Below are 17,836 nucleotides of genomic sequence, written 5' to 3'. Positions count from 1 at the left end.
GTCGAGACACGAGATACAGGACTGCATATGAGCTGGACCGACGAACGGATCGCAACGCTTAAGAAAATGTGGGAAGGCGGATCGACCGCCAGCCAGATTGCCGAGGAACTGGGCGGGGTCAGCCGCAATGCCGTGATCGGCAAAGCGCATCGCCTCGGCCTCAAGTCGCGGCCCTCGCCGGTCAAGGCCAACGAGAAGAAGAAGGCTCCGGCCAAGGCCAAGCCCGCTCCGAAGCCGGTCGCCAAGAAAGCGGCGAAGCCGGCTGCCAAGCCTGCGCCCGCGGCTCCAGCCAAGCCCACCGCCGCGCCCGCACCCAGGCAGGATGCCGCAATCCCATCGCAACCCCTGCCAAACAAGAACGCCGATCTTCCGAAGATCGTTTCGGTCGGTCCCGGCGGCTTCCTGCGTCAGGGCCCGGGCGACCAGCAGGCCCCCATCCCGCCGGCTCCGCCGCGCCGCCTGGTGCCGGCCAAGCCGAGTCCCGAGATCGCCGACAAGACCAGCCTGCTCGATCTGTCGGACAAGGTCTGCCGCTGGCCGATGGGCCATCCGGGCGAACCCGATTTCCATTTCTGCGGCGAGGCCGTGAACCCCGGCTTTCCCTATTGCGTCGAGCATTGCGGCCGGGCCTATCAGGCGCAGCTGCCGCGCGGTGCACGCCGCCCCCCTCCGCCGTTGCCCTTCGGCGGCCCGCGGGTACGCTAAGACAAACACAAGCAAGGCCCGGCAGTCGCGCGACCGCCGGGCCTTTTCATTTCCACGGGAGAATGAACGATGCCCCTGTCGCTACATGCCGCCTACGTTCCCAGCGCCCTGCAAATGCTCGGCACTGCCAATCACCTGATCGACACAGCCGAAAAATGGTGCGCCGAACATGACTGCGGCCATGACGAATTCATCGATGCCCGCGTGTTCGAGGACATGTTGCCGTGGTCCTACCAGGTGAAATGCGTCGCCGAGCACACGCAGGGCTCGATCGAGGGCGTGCGCAAGGGCGTTTATTCGCCCGACCTCAATCCGCCGCCGTCGACCTTCGAGGATTTGCGCGCCAAGCTGGCCGGCGCGGTCGAGGCGATGAAGGCGCTTACCGAAGACGAGATGGAAGGCTGGGTCGGCCGGCCGATGCGGTTCGAATTCAAGGACACAGGGATGAACTTCACGGCCGAGGACTTCCTGCTCAGTTTCAGCCAGCCCAATTTCTATTTCCACTGCGCAACCGCCTACAACATCCTGCGCATGAAGGGCGTACCGGTCGGCAAGATGGACTTCATGGGCCGGGTCCGCATCAAGGCCTGACGCGGGCTGTCTAGCGCTTGCGGGCGAACCAGATCGTGTGGCGCGGCCCCTTGTTGTTGGGCCGCGCACGCACCTCGCGCACCTCGACATCGAACCCGCTCTCTTTGAGGCGGACGGTGAACTTGTGGTCGGGCGCGGCGGACCAGACTGCAAGGATGCCGCCGGGCCTGAGCGCATCGCGGGCCTTGCCAAGACCGGTCTTGGAATAGATCCGGTAGTTCGCGTCGCGCACGATGCCGTCCGGGCCGTTGTCGACGTCGAGCAGGATGGCATCGTACTTTTCGGTCGTGCCGTCGTTCGCATCGTCGATCAGCGCCGCAACGTCGCAGATAACGACCTGCCCGCGCGGGTCGGACAGGCTCTCGCCGGTCAGATGCGCCAGCGGGCCCTCGGCCCATTCGAGAATTTCGGGCACGATCTCGGCCACGGTGACCGAGCCTGTGTCGGGCAGCTTGTCGAGCGTGGCGCGATAGGTGAAGCCCATTCCGTAACCGCCGATCAGCACACGCGGATTGGCGGCTTCAAGCTCTGCCAGCGTCAGCACCGCGAGCTGTTCTTCGGAAAATTGCATCCGCGTCCCCATCAGCTCGTCGCGCCCGAGCATGATGATGAAATCGCGACCGTGGCTAACCAGCGTCAGCGTTTCGCCATCGGGAACTTGCGCGGTTGCCAGGGTTTCGCGGGGCAGCATTCTCGTATTCTCCAAAGCAAAGGGGCCGCAGGCGGACCCGCGACCCCTTCGTTACTGACTAGCGAAGGATCAGTCCTTCAGGAAGTCGGGCACGTGGGCTTCACCGCCCCCGTCCCGCTTGCCGCCGCCATCGCGATCGCGATCGCGACGCGGGCCGCCACGGCCACCGCGACGATCGCCGCCACGGCCACGGCCACCCTTGTCACCGCGCGGTTCGCGCGGCGGGCGGGTGTCTTCCAGCTCTTCGCCGGTTTCCTGGTCGACCACGCGCATCGACAGGCGAACCTTGCCGCGCTGGTCGATCTCGAGGACCTTGACCTTCACTTCCTGGCCTTCCGAAACGACGTCGGTCGGCTTTTCGACCCGCTCGTTCTTCATTTCGGAGACGTGGACGAGACCGTCCTTGCCGCCCATGAAGTTCACGAATGCGCCGAAATCGACGATGTTCACGACCTTGCCGGTGTAGATCTTGCCGACTTCGGCTTCCTCGACGATGCCTTCGATCCACTTCTTGGCGGCCTCGATCTCGTCGGCGTTAGAAGAGCTGATCTTGATCACACCCTCGTCGTCGATGTCGACCTTGGCACCGGTTTCGGCGACGATCTCGCGGATCACCTTGCCGCCCGTGCCGATGACGTCGCGGATCTTCGACTTGTCGATCTGCATGGTCTCGATGCGCGGGGCGTGCTTGGACACTTCGGTGCGGGCACCGGTAAGGGCCTTCGACATTTCACCCAGGATGTGCGCACGGCCGGCCTTCGCCTGTTCGAGCGCGGTCTTCATGATTTCCTGCGTGATGCCGGCAACCTTGATGTCCATCTGGAGCGAGGTGATCCCAGCTTCCGAACCGGCGACCTTGAAGTCCATGTCGCCGAGGTGGTCTTCGTCACCCAGGATGTCCGACAGGACCGCGAAATCTTCGCCTTCGAGGATCAGGCCCATGGCGATACCCGACACCGGACGCTCGATCGGAACGCCTGCGTCCATCATCGACAGACAGCCGCCGCAGACGGTCGCCATCGAGCTCGAGCCGTTCGACTCGGTGATGTCCGACAGGATGCGGATGGTGTAGGGAAAGTCTTCATGATCGGGCAGCACCGGGTGCAGCGCGCGCCATGCGAGCTTGCCGTGGCCGGTTTCGCGGCGGCTCGTGAAGCCGAAGCGGCCAACTTCGCCGACCGAATAGGGCGGGAAGTTATAGTGCAGCATGAAGTGATTGTACGACAGGCCTTCGAGGCCGTCGATCATCTGCTCGGCATCCTTGGTGCCCAGCGTGGTGGTGCAGATCGCCTGCGTTTCACCACGCGTGAACAGCGCCGAACCATGGGTCCGCGGAAGCAGGCCGACCATCGCCTCGATCGGGCGAACCTGATCGAGCTTGCGGCCGTCGATACGCGTGCCGTCCTTCAGGATCGAACCGCGTACGATGTCGCTTTCGAGCTTCTTCACCAGCTTGAGCGTGCCGAGATATTCGGCCGGATCGCTCTCGGCCAGGTCGGCAAAGGCTTCGCGTGCCTTTTCGCGGGCTGCGTTGACCGCATCCTGACGTGCCGACTTGTCGGTGATCTTGTAGGCGGCTTCGAGGTCCGCACCGATGACGCCGCGCAGCTTCTCGAGCTTGGCGGTCTTGTCTTCGACGGGCTCGAGTTCCCACGGATCCTTGGCGGCCTGTTCGGCGAGGTCGATGATCGCACCGATGACCTTGCGGCTTTCCTCATGCGCGAACATGACGGCGCCGAGCATTTCCTCTTCGGTCAGTTCCTTGGCTTCGGATTCGACCATCATGACCGCGTCCTGCGTCGCGGCGACGACGAGGTCCAGGCGACCGTCTTCGCTAAGCGCGTCTTCGAGGCTCGGGTTGAGGACGTATTCGCCGTTCTTGAAGCCGACGCGGGCGGCGCCGATCGGACCCATGAAGGGAACGCCCGAGATGGTCAGCGCGGCCGATGCGGCAATCATCGCGACGATATCGGGTTCGGTTTCGCCGTCATAAGACAGAACCTGCGCGATGACGTTGATTTCGTTGTAGAAACCTTCCGGGAAGAGCGGACGCACGGGGCGGTCGATCAGGCGGGAGGTCAGCGTTTCCTTCTCCGTCGCGCGGCCTTCGCGCTTGAAGAAGCCGCCCGGGATGCGGCCCGCAGCGGAGAACTTTTCCTGGTAGTGGACGGTGAGCGGGAAGAAGTCCTGCCCTTCGCGTACACTCTTGGCGGCGGTCACGGCGCACAGCACCACGGTTTCGCCATAGGTAGCCAGAACGGCGCCGTCAGCCTGACGGGCGATGCGGCCGGTTTCCAGAGTGAGGGTCTTTCCGCCCCACTCCAGCGATACGGTTTTCGTGTCGAACATGTATTTTCCTTATGAACCCGCACGGCCTTATTGCGGTGCGGGGCCTACAGTGCCGGGTATGCCGTCCCGGTCCGGTTCGAGGCTTATCCTGCCTCCATTTGCCGACCCCGCGCCGGATTGCGCGGTTGCCGGATAAACGAAGGGGCGGCCTGAGCCGCCCCTTCGAGAAACTCTTACTTGCGAAGACCCAGCTTCTGGATCAGCGCATTGTACCGCTCGACATCCGTCTTCTTGAGATAGGCGAGCAGGTTACGGCGCTTGTTGACCATCATCAGGAGACCGCGACGCGAGTGGTTGTCCTTGTGGTTGGACTTGAAATGCTCGGTCAGGTTGCGAATGCGCTCGGTCAGGATCGCGACCTGGACTTCCGGCGAACCGGTGTCGCCCTTGGCCTGCGCATTGTCCTTGATGATCTCAGCTTTTTTCTCGGCGGTAACCGACATGTATTCTACTCCGCGACATCCGGGATGTTGAAGCCCCGCACGACCTTGGCCGTACCTCCGTCGAGTTCCATCAGGGCCACGGGCACGTCGTGCAGCGTGGCGAGGTGGAGCCCGTCGGTGTGGGGCAGCTCCGACAGTACCCGGCCCTGGCGGACCGCCTGCGCGCTGTCGGGATCGAGGATAAGGACCGGGATGTCGTCCAGTCCCGCCTCGAGCGGCAGGAGAAGGTTTTCGATGGGCGCGCCCTTAGCGATTTCCTCCAGCTTGTCCAGCGAAATCGCCTGTTCCTCGCGGAACGGGCCGGCCTTGATGCGCCTGAGGTAGGTGACGTGCCCCACCGTTCCAAGCGCGCGTGCGATATCCCGTGCAAGCGAGCGGATGTACGTCCCCTTGGAAACGTGAGCGACCAGCGTAACGCTGTCGGCGAGCTCGAGTGGCGCCTGCGGATCGTAGGGATCGGGCCGGCCAGCGGTGGTTGCGAAGGCGGAACGCAGTTCGGCATCCTCGCGCTCGCTTTCGAAGCCGAGCGAATGGATCGTGACCGCGCGGGTCTTCATCGCGACTTCCTCGCCTGCCCTCGCCCGGTCGTAGGCGCGCTTGCCGTCGATTTTCACCGCGGAATAGGCGGGCGGGACCTGTTCGATATCGCCGGTGAAGTGCTCCAGCACCGCGGCAATGGCGGCCATCGGAGGGCGGCGGTCGCTGCGCTCGATGACCTCGCCTTCGGTATCGAGCGTATCGGTCTCCTCGCCGAACTGGATGGTGAAGGCGTAGATCTTGTCGGAATCGAGCATCCGCCCCGCGAGCTTGGTTGCCTCGCCCAGCGCAATCGGTAGCACGCCTTCGGCGAGCGGATCGAGCGTCCCGCCATGGCCAACCTTGGTCTTGGCATAGCCTCTCTGCCGCAGCACGCGCTTGACGGCTGACACAGCCTGCGTCGAACCGAGCCCGCGCGGCTTGTCGAGTATCAGCCAGCCGTGGGGCGCGGGTTTCTTCTCGCTCATGCCGCGATCCCACGCGCGACCCATTCGGCAAGCTCGAAATAGCGTTCCTGCAACCACAGCACTGGCGGAAGGACCGTGTTCTCGATTAGCCCGCTGTCGGGGAAAGCCCAGGTTGCCGCGATCAGTACGATGAAAAAGAGCATGCCGAGCGATTGCAGCTTCTGCCAGTTGCTCGCCCATTGGCGCGGCAGCAGACCACCGACGATGTGCGAGCCATCGAAGGGCGGGATTGGCAGCAGGTTGAACAGCGCGAGGAAGACGTTGATGAGAATGAACATGCCGCCTGCCGTCAGCAGCCATTCGGGCGGCATGCTGTCGGCGGCTATGAATGCGCCGGAGATGGCGCCGAACAGCAGTGCCCCGACGAAGGCCAGCAGCAGGTTCGTGCCCGGCCCGGCCGCTGCCACCGCCACCATGCCGAAGCGCGGGTCGCGCAGCCGGTCGCCGCGTACCGGAACCGGCTTGGCCCAGCCGAAGATCGGCCCGCCGAACAGCGCCAGCGCACCCGGCACCAGCAGCGTGCCGATCGGGTCGACGTGACGGATCGGATTGAGCGAGAGGCGCTTCTGTTCCTTGGCGGTGGGATCGCCCAGCGCGAGCGCGGTCCAGCCATGCGCGACCTCGTGAAAGACGATGGCAATGATCAGGCACGGGATCAGGATCACCGCGAGCAGGAGCGTTTCGGTCATGGCGGGCTAGATAGGAAGCGCAGCGTCAGCCCGCCAGCGCTTCGCGGAAATGCTTGCGGCACATGGCGACATAGCGATCGTTGCCGCCGATTTCCGTCTGCGCGCCCTCGCTGACCGCCTTGCCCTCGGCATCGACGCGCAAATTCATCGTCGCCTTGCGCCCGCAATCGCATACCGCCTTCATCTCCACCAGCGCATCGGCAATGCCGAGCAGCGCGGCGGAGCCTGGAAAGAGCTCGCCCTGGAAATCGGTGCGCAGGCCGTAACACAGCACCGGGATCCCGGCATCGTCGGCCAGTCGGGCCAGCTGCCAGACCTGCTCGGTGGTGAGGAATTGCGCTTCGTCCACCAGCACACAGGCGATCGGGTCCTCGCCATGGTCGGCCAGCACGCGCGCCTCGATGTCGGTATCCGCCTCATAGCGGTGCGCATCGCTCGCCAGGCCGATCCGGCTCGAAATCGCGCCGAAGCCGGGCCGGTCGTCGAGCGCTGCCGTCCACAGCGACACGCGCATGCCGCGCTCGCCATAGTTGAAAGCCGTCTGCAGCAGCGTGCTGCTCTTGCCCGCATTCATGCTCGCATAGTAGAAATAGAGCTTCGCCATCGCCCCGTCGCTAGCGCCCTTCGCGCACCCCGGCGAGTCTGTCCGGCAGCACTTCTCCACAAGCACCGTTAAGCATGGCGACAGACGCGACGACCAATGGTAGCGCCTGCAGAAGATCCAGAAGGAATTGGCAGGGACACGGCGATGGCGGAAGCGACTGGCGCGACACAGAACGGAATTCTCGGCTGGATCGAAAGGAGCGGCAACAAGCTGCCCGATCCGGTCTTTTTGTTCTTCTGGCTGATCGCGATCCTCGTCGTCATTTCGGTGCTCGCCAGCCTTGCTGGCCTATCGGCCGCGCATCCTACCGAAGTCGATCCCGATACGGGGGCGGCCACGATCATCAGCGCGGTCAGCCTGCTCAGCGCGGAGAATATCCAGCGGCTGTGGGTCGACATGCCCGAGACCTTCACCCACTTCCATCCGCTCGGCTACGTGCTCGTTGTCATGCTCGGTGCAGGCGTCGCCGAACGCGCCGGCCTGTTCGGCACCGCCATGCGCGCCGGCGTGCGCAATGCACCCACTTTCCTGCTGACACCCATCGTCACGCTGGTCGGCATGATGGGCAATCTGGCCGCCGACGCCGCCTATGTGGTGTTGATCCCGCTGGCGGGCATCATCTTTCACGCCGCTGGGCGACACCCTGTGGCGGGCATCGCGGCCGCATTCGCGGGCGTTTCGGGCGGCTTTTCGGCCAATCTCCTGCCCGGCCAGCTCGACGCGCTGTTGTTCGGGATAACCGAGGCAGCGGTCGAAACAGTCTTCGGCGACTTTACCGCCAACATCGCGGGCAATTGGTACTTCATCGCCGCGATGACCTTCGTCTTCCTGCCGGTGATCTGGTGGGTGACCGACAAGATCATCGAGCCGCGCCTGGGGCCCTGGAACCCCGAGATGGCGGGCAATGCCGTGTCGCCCGAGCAGCAGGGCGAAGTGTCCGATGGCGATCGCGCGCTGAGCGAGGGCGAGCGCAAGGGCCTGCGCTGGGCCGGGCTGGCCGTGCTCTTCGTCGTCGGCCTGTGGCTGTTCTTCACGCTGGGGCCGGGCACCCCGCTGATCGACGAGGAAGCCTCGGCCGAGGCCCGGTTGACGCCCTTCTACCAGAGCCTCGTCGCCGGCTTCTTCCTGCTGTTCCTTCTTGCTGGCTGGGCCTATGGCAAGGCGGCGGGCACGATCGGGGACCATCGCGATCTCGTGAAGATGATGGCCGGCGCGATGGAGGACCTCGCCTATTATCTCGTCCTGGCCTTCGCCGCGGCGCATTTTGTCGCCATGTTCGCCTGGTCGAATCTCGGCCTGATCCTGGCGGTCAACGGCGCCGATTTCCTCGGCAACAGCGGGTTGCCCGCATGGGCGCTGCTGGCCGCGATCATCCTCGTCTCGGCGCTGCTCAACATCTTCGTCGGTTCGGCCAGCGCCAAGTGGGCGCTGCTCTCGCCCGTGCTGGTGCCGATGCTGATGCTGCTTGGCATAACTCCCGAAATGGCCACTGCCGCCTATCGCGTGGGTGACGGGGCGACCAACATCATCACTCCGCTGATGGTCTATTTCCCGCTGATCCTGATCTTCTGCCAACGCTGGCAGAAGGACTTCGGCCTCGGCAGCCTGGCTGCGACCATGCTGCCCTATTCGGTCGGGCTGCTGATTTCCGGCCTTGCCATGACCATCGGCTGGGTGGTGCTCGACCTGCCGCTTGGTCCGGGGGCAGAGGTGTTCATGGAAGCGCCGACCGCGGCAGTCGCCGAAATCCAGCCGGCGAACTGACGGGCGCGACGCCCGATTCATTCGCCGGGCGTAACCATCGGGCTCCCTCGTCCGTATAGGAAGGGAGGGAGACCCGAATGTCGTGGCCCATCCGCCTGGTCCTGCTGCCGTGGCTAGCGCTGTTTGCGCTTGCGAACACCGCCGCTCCGCTCAGTTTCACGCTCGATGCCATGGGAAGCGACGTTACGGCGAAAGTCGCGTTCTTCGGACTGGCCAGCAAGACGGCGCGCTTTCCGGAGATGGAAGGCACCGTCCAGATCGTTCCGGGAGAGCCCGAACGCGCGGTGATCGATGTGACCTTCGACGCCACGGCGCTCGAGGCGCCGGATCGCACTACGCTCAGGCGCCTGCGCGGTGAGAAGTTCTTCTGGGTCGAGCGCTATCCGGAAATACGCTTCGTCGGTCGCTCGCTGAATCTCGAGAGCGCGACACGTGGGATTGTAGCAGGCGAGCTGACGGCGCGCGGGGTGACCCTGCCGCAGGTTCTCGAAGTGGAATTCGACCGGGATCCGCTCACCGCTTCGCCCGGAGAGGCGATCGGCTTCACCGGTGAGATGACGATCGATCGCCGCGACTACGGGATGACGAGCTACCAGATCATCGTCGGCAACAAGGTCGACATCAGCTTGCGTGCGCGGATGGTGCCGGGCTGATCGTCACCCTTCGTCATCGTCGAGATCGCGTACAACCTTGGGGTCGTTGAGCAGCTTCTCGATCCGGTCGGCTTCGTCGAAGCTCTCATCGGGCTGGAAATTGAGGCGCGGCGCGAATTTGAGGCCGAGGCGCTGGGCGACCTCTTTCTGGAAGAAAGCCGTGTTGGTCCGCAGCGCCTTGAGCACCACGGCCTCGTCCTCGCCCAGCAAGGGCTTCACATAGGCTTTCGCATTGCGCAGGTCCGGCGTCATCCGTACTTCGGTCACCGCGATATTGCTGGCCGAGAGCACATCGTCATGCGCCTCGCCGCGTGCGAGCAGTTCGGAAAGGATATGTCGCACGCGCTCACCCACCTTGAGGACGCGGACCGATTGCTGTTCGGGGGTGGATCGGTTGTGGGCCATCAGCTTTCTCCGGTCGGACGCGGCGTGGGAATGGCGGTGCTGGTGGCACGGGCGAGCAGCTTGCCCGCCTCGTCGAACAGCTCGCCTTCGAGGAAGATCACCTTGCGCCCGCGGCGCACGACACGACCCTTGCCGATAAGCGGTCCTGCCATCACCGGCTTGAGCAAGCTCATCGAGATTTCGAGATTGAGCGGCGCTTCGGCCTGGTCTGTCGCCCAGACATGCGCCCAGCCCATGACCTCGTCGAGAAAGCCCGCGACCAGTCCGCCCTGCACGCTGCCGCGCGGCGTGACGAAGCTTTCCGGCGCGCGGAAGCGCAAGGTTATCTCTTCACGCTCCTTGTCGAAACGATCGAATTGGACGCCCATCGTTTCCGCATGCGGTGCGGCCAGCGCCTGTTCCGAAATCATCAATCGTTCACTCCGGGTACGGGCGTGGGAATGGCGCTGGACGTTGCGCGCGCGAGGAGGTTGCCCTCTTTGTCGAGCAATTCGCCTTCGAGAAAGGCCACCCGCTTGCCGGCCTTCACCACGCGCCCCTTGGCGGTGATGGTTTCCATCGGGACCATGCGCAGGAAAGTGAGGTTCATATCGAGGTTGAGCGGCAGGCGCTGTTCGGTCTCACCAAATCGCGCTTCGGTGACAGCCAACAACGCGCCGCCCATCACCTCGTCGAGGAAACCCGCGATCAGCCCGCCCTGCACCGCGCCGCGCGGGGAAGCGAAGCTTGGCGGCGGGGTATAGCGACAGGTGAGTTCGCCCTTCTCTGCGTCGAAAGAGACGAACTCGCTGCCCATGAGCTCGGACGAAGGCGAGCGCCTGCGTTCGTAGATTCTCGCCATACGTCCTCAGCCCCCGCTTACAGCGTGCGTTCGCGCTCCTCGACTTCGAAGACTTCGAGCTGGTCACCCGGCTTGATGTCGTTCGTATCGGCGAGCACCACACCGCATTCGAGACCGGCGCGGACTTCGTCGACGTCGTCCTTGAACCGGCGCAGCGAGGCGATCGTGGTGGCCGAGACGATGACGTCTTCGCGCGTGAGGCGTGCGTGCAGCCCCTTGCGAATGACACCTTCCTCGACCAGCAGACCGGCCGCCTTGTCCTTCTTGCCCGACCGGAACACTTCCTTGACCGCGGCACGACCGACGACGTTCTCGATCCGCTCCGGACCCAGCTCGCCCGCCATCTCCTTCGCGATTTCCTCGGTCAGGTGGTAGATGACGTCGTAATACTTCATCTCCACGCCGTCGCGCTTCACCAGCTCGCGTGCCTTGGCATTCGGGCGGACGTTGAAGCCGATGATCGGCGCGTTCGAGGCCGAAGCCAAGCTTACGTCGCTTTCGGTGATCGCGCCCACGCCTGCATGCAGCACGCGAACCTTGATCTCGTCGTTCGAGAGATTGTGCAGCGCGGTGGTGATCGCCTCGACCGAACCCTGCACGTCGGCCTTCACCAACACGGGGAATTCGATGACATTGGCCGCAAGGTTGTTGAACATCGTATCGAAGCTTGTCGGAGCCAGCGCGGTGCGCTTCTCGGTCGCCTTTTCCTGACGATATTCGGCCACTTCGCGGGCACGCTGTTCATTTTCGACCACGGTCAGCACGTCGCCGGCGCTCGGCACGCCGCCCAGGCCGAGGACCTCGACCGGCATCGACGGGCCGGCCTTCTTGATCTGCTTGCCCTGGTCGTTGACGATCGCGCGCACACGGCCGCTTTCGGTGCCCACCACGAAGGTGTTGCCCCGCTCCAGCGTGCCACGCGTGATGAGCACGGTGGCGACCGGACCGCGGCCCTTGTCGAGCTGCGCTTCGATCACGGTAGCTTCCGCCATGCGGTCGGGGTTGGCTTTCAGTTCGAGCAGTTCGGCCTGCAGCGCGATCTTTTCGAGCAGTTCGTCGAGTCCAGCCTTGGTCTTGGCCGAGATCTCCACATCCTGCACATCGCCCGACATCTTCTCGACGATCACCTCGTGTTCGAGCAGGCGGTTGCGGACGTTGTCCGGATTGGCTTCCGGCTTGTCCATCTTGTTGATCGCAACGATCATCGGGACCCCGGCGGCCTTGGTGTGATTGATGGCCTCGATCGTCTGCGGCATGATGCCGTCGTCGGCCGCCACCACCAGCACCACGATATCGGTGACGTTGGCACCACGCTGGCGCATCTCGGTAAAGGCGGCGTGACCCGGCGTGTCGAGGAAGGTGATCGCATCGCCGCCCTTGGTCTTCACCTGATAGCTGCCGATATGCTGGGTGATGCCGCCGGCTTCGCCCTTCACGACATTGGCACCGCGCAGCGCGTCGAGCAGGCTGGTCTTGCCGTGATCGACATGGCCCATGATAGTGACGACCGGCGGACGCGGCTTCAGCGTCTCTTCCGGATCGACATCCTCCTCGGCGGCGATATCCACATCGGCCTCGGAAACCTTCTGGATATTGTGACCGAACTGATCGACGAGTAGTTCCGCCGTATCCTGGTCGATCGTCTGGTTGACGGTGACCATCATGTCGAGATTGAAGAGTTCCTTGACGAGGTCGGCACCCTTCTCGCCCATCCGCTTGGCCAATTCGCCAACCGTGATCGCCTCGGGAACGACAACGTCGCGGACCTGTTTCTCGCGCGGCTTGCTGGAGCCGCCACCCTGCATGCGACGTTCCTTCTCGCGCGCACGCTTGAGCGCGGCGAGGCTGCGCGCACGGCGCCCCTCGTCCTCGTTGAGGGCTTTCTTGACCGAAAGCTTGCCCGAGCGGCGCTTGTCGGGTTTTTCCGCACCGCGTGCCGGCTTGTCTTCCTTTTTCTTGCGCTCGGGCTTCTTGGGTTCGGGGCGCGCAACGGGTGTGAAGCGACGCGGGGCAGGCGCGGGAGTCCCGGCCGGCTCGGCCTCCTCTTCAGGAGCCTCTTCAGCGGGTGCTTCCTTGGGCTTCTTGGCCTCGTCCGCGGCCTTCTTGGCGGCCTCTTCTTCGGCCTTGCGATTTTCCTCGGCGCGCTTTTTCTGGTCCTCGGCAGCCTTGCGGGCCTGTTCTTCTTCACGCTTGCGCGCTTCCTCCGCGAGACGCAGGCGTTCTTCCTCCGCCTCTCGCTGAAGACGCGCGACCCGTTCCTGCGGCGTTTCGCCAGCAGGCGCTGCCTTCTTCTTGGGCGCAGGCTTCGCCGCCGCCGGCGCCGGTGCCGGGGTGGGCTCCGGAGCGGGCGGAGGAGGCGGTGGAGGCGGAGGCGGCGCTTCGCCCGGCTTCACGAGCTTACGGCGGCGCTTCACCTCGACCGCGACCTTATTGGTGCGACCGTGGCTGAAGGTCTGCTTGACCTCGCCCGGCTGAGCGCCCTTGAGGGTCAGCGGTTTACGGGTCGGTTTCTTGTCGTCGTCGCTCATTCTTGCTCGTTTCTCTTCGTCTCAATCGTTCAAATCGTCGTCGGCGCGCAGATCCGCGCGAGCCGTGCCGGCCGGGAAGGTGTGCCCCAGATAATGCATGAGGCGCGTCAGGGGCTTGATGACCCTGGCGGCCGATGCATCGTCGGCCAGCGCCAAGTGGACGACATTGTCGCGGCCCAATGCCACAGACAAAGCGTTCCGGTCCAGAGGGAGTTCGAGACCGCGCTCGCCCGATCCTTCCGCCTCGCGCCCGACGCGCCAGGCCTGGTCGAGCTTCTTGCGTCCATCCTCGCTCGCGTCGCTGGCATGTAGCAGCAGGGTAATCGCCCCGCCGCGCGCTGCTTCGGCAATGCGCTGGGTCCCCAAGATAAGGCTTCCCACGCGCATTTCGAGCCCCAGCCGGTCGAGCAAGGTGCGGGTCAGCGCATCCTCGACCATCTGCGGCAATGTAGAGGGCAATTCGAGCTCGCCACTCTTGAAGGACCGCGACAGCGCACCCTTCAGCTTACCGGCAGCCTGCGCCTCGGCGAGTTCCTCGCGCGAAACGCCGATCCAGGCACCGCGACCGGGCGCCTTTTCCTGTGCGTCGGGCAGGACCAGACCTGCCGGCGAAGCGACCAGCCGGACGAGTGTTTCGCGCGGCGCCGTCTTTCCGGAAAGGATGCAGCGCCGTTCCGGACAGGACTTGACGGGCTCCGCTTTACGGGGCCGCGGGGTTTCAGCGATGTCGGACGTCAGGCGCTCATTGGGTGGAGTCCGCATCGGCGGCCTCCTGCGTGTCGGTCGTCTCGGCAGGGGCCGGAGCTTCCTCTTCGTCTTCGAACCAATGCGCGCGGGCAGCCATGATGATCTCGTTGCCCTGCTCTTCGGTCAGGCCGTATTCGCCCAGCACGCCACCCTTGTCCTGCTCGCGGACCGAGGGGCGCCGCATCGGCGGGCCATCGGCATTGTTGCGGCGACGCGGGGCTTCGCGCTTCTTCTGGATCAGCTCGTCGGTGGCGAGGTCCGCCACGTCGTCGAGCGTCTTGAGCCCGGCCTTGCCCAGCGTGACCAGCATGGCCTCGGTCAAGTGCGGCAGCTCTGCGAGATCGTCCTCGACGCCGAGTTCACGGCGCGCCTCGCGGTGCGCGGCTTCCTGGCGATCGATCGCTTCCTTTGCACGGCTCTGCAGTTCCTCGGCCAGTTCTTCGTCGAAGCCTTCGATGCCGGCGAGTTCTTCCAGCTCGACATAGGCGACTTCTTCCAGCTCGGCGAAGCCTTCGGCGACGAGCAGCTGCGACAGCGTTTCGTCGACGTCGAGTTCCTCTTCGAACATCTTCGAGCGCTCGGCGAATTCCTTCTGGCGCTTCTCCGAGGCTTCTTCCTCGGTCATGATGTCGATCTGGTTGCCGGTCAGCTGGCTGGCGAGACGCACGTTCTGGCCGCGGCGACCGATGGCGAGCGAAAGCTGGTCGTCGGGCACGACGACTTCGATGCGGCCGTCTTCCTCGTCGAGGACGACGCGGCTGACGGTGGCTGGCTGAAGCGCGTTGACGATGAAGGTCGCGCCATCTTCAGACCAGGGTATGATGTCGATCTTCTCGCCCTGCAGTTCCTGCACGACGGCCTGCACGCGGCTGCCCTTCATACCGACGCAGGCGCCGACAGGATCGATCGAGCTGTCATGGCTGATCACGCCGATCTTGGCGCGGCTGCCCGGATCGCGGGCGGCGGCCTTGATCTCGATGATGCCGTCGTAGATTTCGGGCACTTCCTGCGCGAACAGCTTGCGCATGAAGTCGGGGTGCGCGCGAGACAAGAAGATCTGCGGGCCGCGGTTGTTGCGCTCGACCTTGGTGATCAGCGCGCGGACGCGCTCGCCGACACGGGCGGCTTCGCGCGGGATCTGCTGGTCGCGGCGGATAACACCTTCGGCACGGCCGAGATTGACGATCACGTGGCCGAATTCGACCGACTTGATCACGCCGGTGATGACTTCGCCCGCGCGGTCCTTGAATTCCTCGTACTGGCGTTCACGCTCGGCATCGCGGACCTTCTGGAAGATCACCTGCTTGGCGCTCTGCGCGTCGATGCGGCCAAGATCGACCGGCGGTAGCGGATCGACGATGAAGTCGCCGATCTTGGCATCGTCCTGGAGCTTCTGCGCGGCCTTGAGATCGACCTGCTTGAAGTAGTCCTCGACCTCTTCCACGACCTCGACGACGCGCCACAGACGCAGATCGCCGGTTTGCGGATCGAGCTTGGCGCGGATATCGTTCTCCGCGCCGTAACGGTTGCGGGCAGATTTCTGGATCGCTTCTTCCATCGCCTCGATGACGATCGCCTTGTCGATCATCTTTTCCGAGGCGACCGAGTTTGCGATCGCGAGGAGTTCAGCCTTGTTGGCGGAAATGGCACTGGCCATCAGTCGTCTGCCTTTTCTTCTTCGATGTCTTCGGCACCGCTCGTATCGAGCGGCTGGGTGGCGGCGATCAGCTCGTCGGTCAGAACGAGTTTCGCCGAGTGGATCTGGTCGCGAGGGACGGAAACCTCCCCCGCCTTGCGGTCATCGATCGTAACCATCTCGCCATCGATGCCCTTGAGTTCGCCGCGCAGGCTACGCTGGCCGTCATAGCCCTTGGCCATCGAGACCTTGGCTTCGTGCCCGGCCCAGTCGGCGAAATCCTTCGCACGGGTAAGGGGGCGGTCGATGCCGGGCGAGGAGACTTCGAGGTGGTAGGCGCCTTCGATGAGGACTTCACCGGCTTCCTCGATAACGTCGATCCGCTCGGATACGCGGCGCGAGAGCGCGGCGCATTGTTCGATCACCAGCTGGCCGGTGGCGGGATCCTCGGCCATGATCTGCAGCGCCTCCCCGCCATCGCCGGCTTCGGAAGGCATCATCTTGACCCGCACGAGTTCGAAACCGAGCGCCTTCGCCTCGGGTTCGATCACTTCGGTCAAGCGGTCCAGATCGGCCATTCAGTCTCCAAATACGCACCTGATGCGACAATGGCGTTTCGTGCCGGCCCCTCGCGGCGCCAGCCCCTCCAGTGTCGCGACAATGTCGGGATGAGCAGCGATATAGTCGGGGCCAGACGCTATTGCAATCGCTGATTTTCGGCGAACAGCCAGCGGCAGGCGAGCCAGGCGAGAATGGCGCCGGCGAATTGCGCGAGGACGAAGCCGAGAACGTCGGCTGGCGCGATGCCCGAAAAGCTGTTGGTGAAGGCGCGCCCCACGGTGATCGCCGGATTGGCGAAGCTGGTCGAACTGGTAAACCAATAGCCTGCCGCGATGAACAGCCCCACTCCCGGCGCCACCCAGTCGGGGCGCGAGCGCAGGCAACCGAGGATCGTGAACAGCAGGCCGAAAGTGGCGATCCCCTCGCCCAACCATTGCCCCCGGCCGGTCCGGATGTTCTCGCTCAACTGGAACACCGGCGCATCGAACATGACGTGCGCGGTCCACACGCCGATCATGCCCCCCGCCAGTTGCGCCGCCACGAACAGCAAGGCAGCACCTAGGGGGATCTCCCGCCGCAGCGCGAAGACCAGCGTAACCGCCGGATTGAAGTGCGCGCCCGATACCGGCGCAAGCGCGGCGATCAGCACAAACAGGATCGCACCGGTGGCGATCGTGTTGCCCAGCAATGCTATGGCGATGTTACCGTCCGCCAGCGCCTCTCCCATAATCCCGGAGCCGACGACGGTTGCAAAGAGGAAAAAACTGCCGAGCGCCTCGGCACCGAGTTGGCGATGGAGCGAGGACGGCTCCGCTTCAACAGCAGCCATTCGCCACCGCGCCCTTATCGGTTTCGGGAACGAAGGCTTGGCCATAATCGCCGGTGCGCTCGTGCGTCAGGAAACTCTCCCAGCGTATGCCCGACGGATCGCTGGTCCAGTTCTTGGTCGAGCGCGCGTAACAGCATTGGGTCTCGCCCTCGTCGATCACTGCGGCGTGCGTATTGGCAACGCGTGCGAACTGGGTGTCGAGTTCGCCTTCGCTCTCGGCCTGGACACCGAGATGCGAGAGTCCCGGCGTGCCGCAGCCTTTCTCGACCACGAAGTTGACCCGCGGCTCGTCGAGCAGCCATTGGAGATAGCCCTCGCGTTCCAACGTCGGCGAGTGATCGAAAAGAGCCGTATAGAAAGCCCTGGCAGCGTCGAGATCTTCTGCCGTCAGGCTGATGTGAATACGCATGGGAATTTCTCCTGAACGATCAAGCGCAAGAACCGAGGGGATCGTCGGCGCAGCAGTTTTCGTTGAGATAGGCCACCAGCCCCGCCATCGCGGTGAAATCGGCACGGTAGACGATGGATCGGCCGACACGCTCGTCGCTCACCAGCCCGGCATTGCGCAAATTCGAGATATGGAATGACAGCGAACTTGGAGGCAGGTCGAGCTTTTCCGAAATGCTGCCCGCGGACAGTCCGGTCGTCCCGGCCCGAACGAGCACGCGAAAGATTGCCAGCCGATGGTCGTGGGCAAGCGCGGACAGGCGCTTCACCATTTCCTCATCAACTAACTTGGGTTCGGTCGTTTCCATATTTCAAGAATAATCGAAATATTGGCCGTGTCAACGCCTAC

General features: G+C 64.2%; 20 protein-coding genes. 4 read left to right on the top strand and 16 right to left on the bottom strand.

Features of this window, described 5'->3' with window-relative positions; all coding sequences use genetic code 11:
* Nucleotides 1–27 precede the first annotated feature (27 nt).
* On the top strand, nucleotides 28–705 hold the full coding sequence (locus tag ASS64_RS11350) for a GcrA family cell cycle regulator (RefSeq protein WP_067694338.1): 678 nt from the start codon (nucleotides 28–30) through the stop codon (nucleotides 703–705).
* Between the two features lie 69 nt (nucleotides 706–774).
* Entirely contained in the window at nucleotides 775–1,296 is a 522-nt protein-coding gene (locus ASS64_RS11345) for a DUF1993 family protein (protein WP_067694335.1), read from the top strand.
* A 10-nt stretch (nucleotides 1,297–1,306) separates the two neighbouring features.
* On the opposite strand, the gene ASS64_RS11340 is transcribed toward ASS64_RS11345, so the two are convergent.
* From ASS64_RS11340 to ASS64_RS11315, 6 genes are all read right to left on the bottom strand, one after another.
* Nucleotides 1,307–1,987: a spermidine synthase gene (locus ASS64_RS11340; protein WP_067694332.1), complete on the bottom strand. Its 681-nt coding sequence runs from the start codon at nucleotides 1,985–1,987 to the stop codon at nucleotides 1,307–1,309.
* Nucleotides 1,988–2,056: 69 nt separating this feature from the next.
* Nucleotides 2,057–4,336 (bottom strand): polyribonucleotide nucleotidyltransferase, encoded by a 2,280-nt coding sequence (gene pnp / locus ASS64_RS11335; RefSeq protein WP_067694329.1) that lies wholly within the window; start codon nucleotides 4,334–4,336, stop codon nucleotides 2,057–2,059.
* A 173-nt stretch (nucleotides 4,337–4,509) separates the two neighbouring features.
* Nucleotides 4,510–4,779 carry a 30S ribosomal protein S15 gene (rpsO, locus tag ASS64_RS11330; RefSeq protein WP_067468099.1) on the bottom strand — a complete coding sequence of 90 codons (270 nt, stop codon included), beginning with the start codon at nucleotides 4,777–4,779 and terminating at the stop codon, nucleotides 4,510–4,512.
* A 5-nt stretch (nucleotides 4,780–4,784) separates the two neighbouring features.
* The gene (truB, locus tag ASS64_RS11325) at nucleotides 4,785–5,783 is read right to left on the bottom strand and encodes a tRNA pseudouridine(55) synthase TruB (RefSeq protein WP_067695214.1); all 999 of its coding nucleotides are present in this window, start codon (nucleotides 5,781–5,783) and stop codon (nucleotides 4,785–4,787) included.
* Complete coding sequence (locus ASS64_RS11320) at nucleotides 5,780–6,472, bottom strand: site-2 protease family protein (RefSeq protein ID WP_067694327.1); 693 nt, start codon at nucleotides 6,470–6,472, stop codon at nucleotides 5,780–5,782. The genes truB and ASS64_RS11320 overlap by 4 nt, the downstream gene beginning before the upstream one ends.
* 25 nt (nucleotides 6,473–6,497) lie before the next feature.
* Entirely contained in the window at nucleotides 6,498–7,076 is a 579-nt protein-coding gene (locus ASS64_RS11315; RefSeq protein ID WP_067694324.1) for a thymidine kinase, read from the bottom strand.
* A 144-nt stretch (nucleotides 7,077–7,220) separates the two neighbouring features.
* On the opposite strand from ASS64_RS11315, the gene ASS64_RS11310 reads away from it, so the two are divergent.
* Nucleotides 7,221–8,840 carry an AbgT family transporter gene (locus ASS64_RS11310; RefSeq protein ID WP_067694321.1) on the top strand — a complete coding sequence of 540 codons (1,620 nt, stop codon included), beginning with the start codon at nucleotides 7,221–7,223 and terminating at the stop codon, nucleotides 8,838–8,840.
* A 77-nt stretch (nucleotides 8,841–8,917) separates the two neighbouring features.
* Nucleotides 8,918–9,493, top strand: a complete 576-nt coding sequence (locus ASS64_RS11305; protein WP_067694318.1) for a YceI family protein — start codon at nucleotides 8,918–8,920, stop codon at nucleotides 9,491–9,493.
* Nucleotides 9,494–9,496: 3 nt separating this feature from the next.
* Here the strand turns inward: ASS64_RS11305 and rbfA are convergent, their stop codons facing one another.
* The 10 genes from rbfA to ASS64_RS11255 all read right to left on the bottom strand — a co-directional run bounded on the left by rbfA (nucleotide 9,497) and on the right by ASS64_RS11255 (nucleotide 17,795).
* A complete protein-coding gene (gene rbfA / locus ASS64_RS11300; protein WP_067694315.1) occupies nucleotides 9,497–9,898 on the bottom strand; it encodes a 30S ribosome-binding factor RbfA in 402 nt (133 codons plus the stop codon).
* A complete protein-coding gene (locus ASS64_RS11295) occupies nucleotides 9,898–10,308 on the bottom strand; it encodes a PaaI family thioesterase (RefSeq protein ID WP_234002389.1) in 411 nt (136 codons plus the stop codon). Before ASS64_RS11295 ends, rbfA begins: the two co-directional genes overlap by 1 nt.
* Complete coding sequence (locus ASS64_RS11290; RefSeq protein ID WP_067694312.1) at nucleotides 10,308–10,739, bottom strand: PaaI family thioesterase; 432 nt, start codon at nucleotides 10,737–10,739, stop codon at nucleotides 10,308–10,310. Before ASS64_RS11290 ends, ASS64_RS11295 begins: the two co-directional genes overlap by 1 nt.
* 17 nt (nucleotides 10,740–10,756) lie before the next feature.
* Nucleotides 10,757–13,267, bottom strand: coding sequence for a translation initiation factor IF-2 (infB, locus tag ASS64_RS11285; protein ID WP_067694309.1), 2,511 nt, complete (start codon nucleotides 13,265–13,267; stop codon nucleotides 10,757–10,759).
* Between the two features lie 21 nt (nucleotides 13,268–13,288).
* Complete coding sequence (locus tag ASS64_RS11280) at nucleotides 13,289–14,029, bottom strand: DUF448 domain-containing protein (RefSeq protein WP_067694306.1); 741 nt, start codon at nucleotides 14,027–14,029, stop codon at nucleotides 13,289–13,291.
* Nucleotides 14,010–15,671, bottom strand: coding sequence for a transcription termination factor NusA (gene nusA, locus ASS64_RS11275; RefSeq protein ID WP_067694304.1), 1,662 nt, complete (start codon nucleotides 15,669–15,671; stop codon nucleotides 14,010–14,012). Before nusA ends, ASS64_RS11280 begins: the two co-directional genes overlap by 20 nt.
* Nucleotides 15,671–16,228 carry a ribosome maturation protein RimP gene (rimP, locus tag ASS64_RS11270; RefSeq protein WP_067694301.1) on the bottom strand — a complete coding sequence of 186 codons (558 nt, stop codon included), beginning with the start codon at nucleotides 16,226–16,228 and terminating at the stop codon, nucleotides 15,671–15,673. The genes nusA and rimP overlap by 1 nt, the downstream gene beginning before the upstream one ends.
* A 119-nt stretch (nucleotides 16,229–16,347) precedes the next feature.
* Nucleotides 16,348–17,040 (bottom strand): MIP/aquaporin family protein, encoded by a 693-nt coding sequence (locus ASS64_RS11265; RefSeq protein WP_067694298.1) that lies wholly within the window; start codon nucleotides 17,038–17,040, stop codon nucleotides 16,348–16,350.
* Nucleotides 17,027–17,449 carry a VOC family protein gene (locus tag ASS64_RS11260; protein ID WP_067694296.1) on the bottom strand — a complete coding sequence of 141 codons (423 nt, stop codon included), beginning with the start codon at nucleotides 17,447–17,449 and terminating at the stop codon, nucleotides 17,027–17,029. Before ASS64_RS11260 ends, ASS64_RS11265 begins: the two co-directional genes overlap by 14 nt.
* 19 nt (nucleotides 17,450–17,468) lie before the next feature.
* Entirely contained in the window at nucleotides 17,469–17,795 is a 327-nt protein-coding gene (locus ASS64_RS11255) for a helix-turn-helix transcriptional regulator (RefSeq protein WP_067694293.1), read from the bottom strand.
* Nucleotides 17,796–17,836 lie beyond the last annotated feature (41 nt).

Origin of the sequence: Erythrobacter sp. AP23, assembly GCF_001542855.1 — a bacterium.
Taxonomy (GTDB): Bacteria; Pseudomonadota; Alphaproteobacteria; order Sphingomonadales; family Sphingomonadaceae; genus Qipengyuania.
This window is presented reverse-complemented; position numbering and strand designations above follow the sequence as displayed.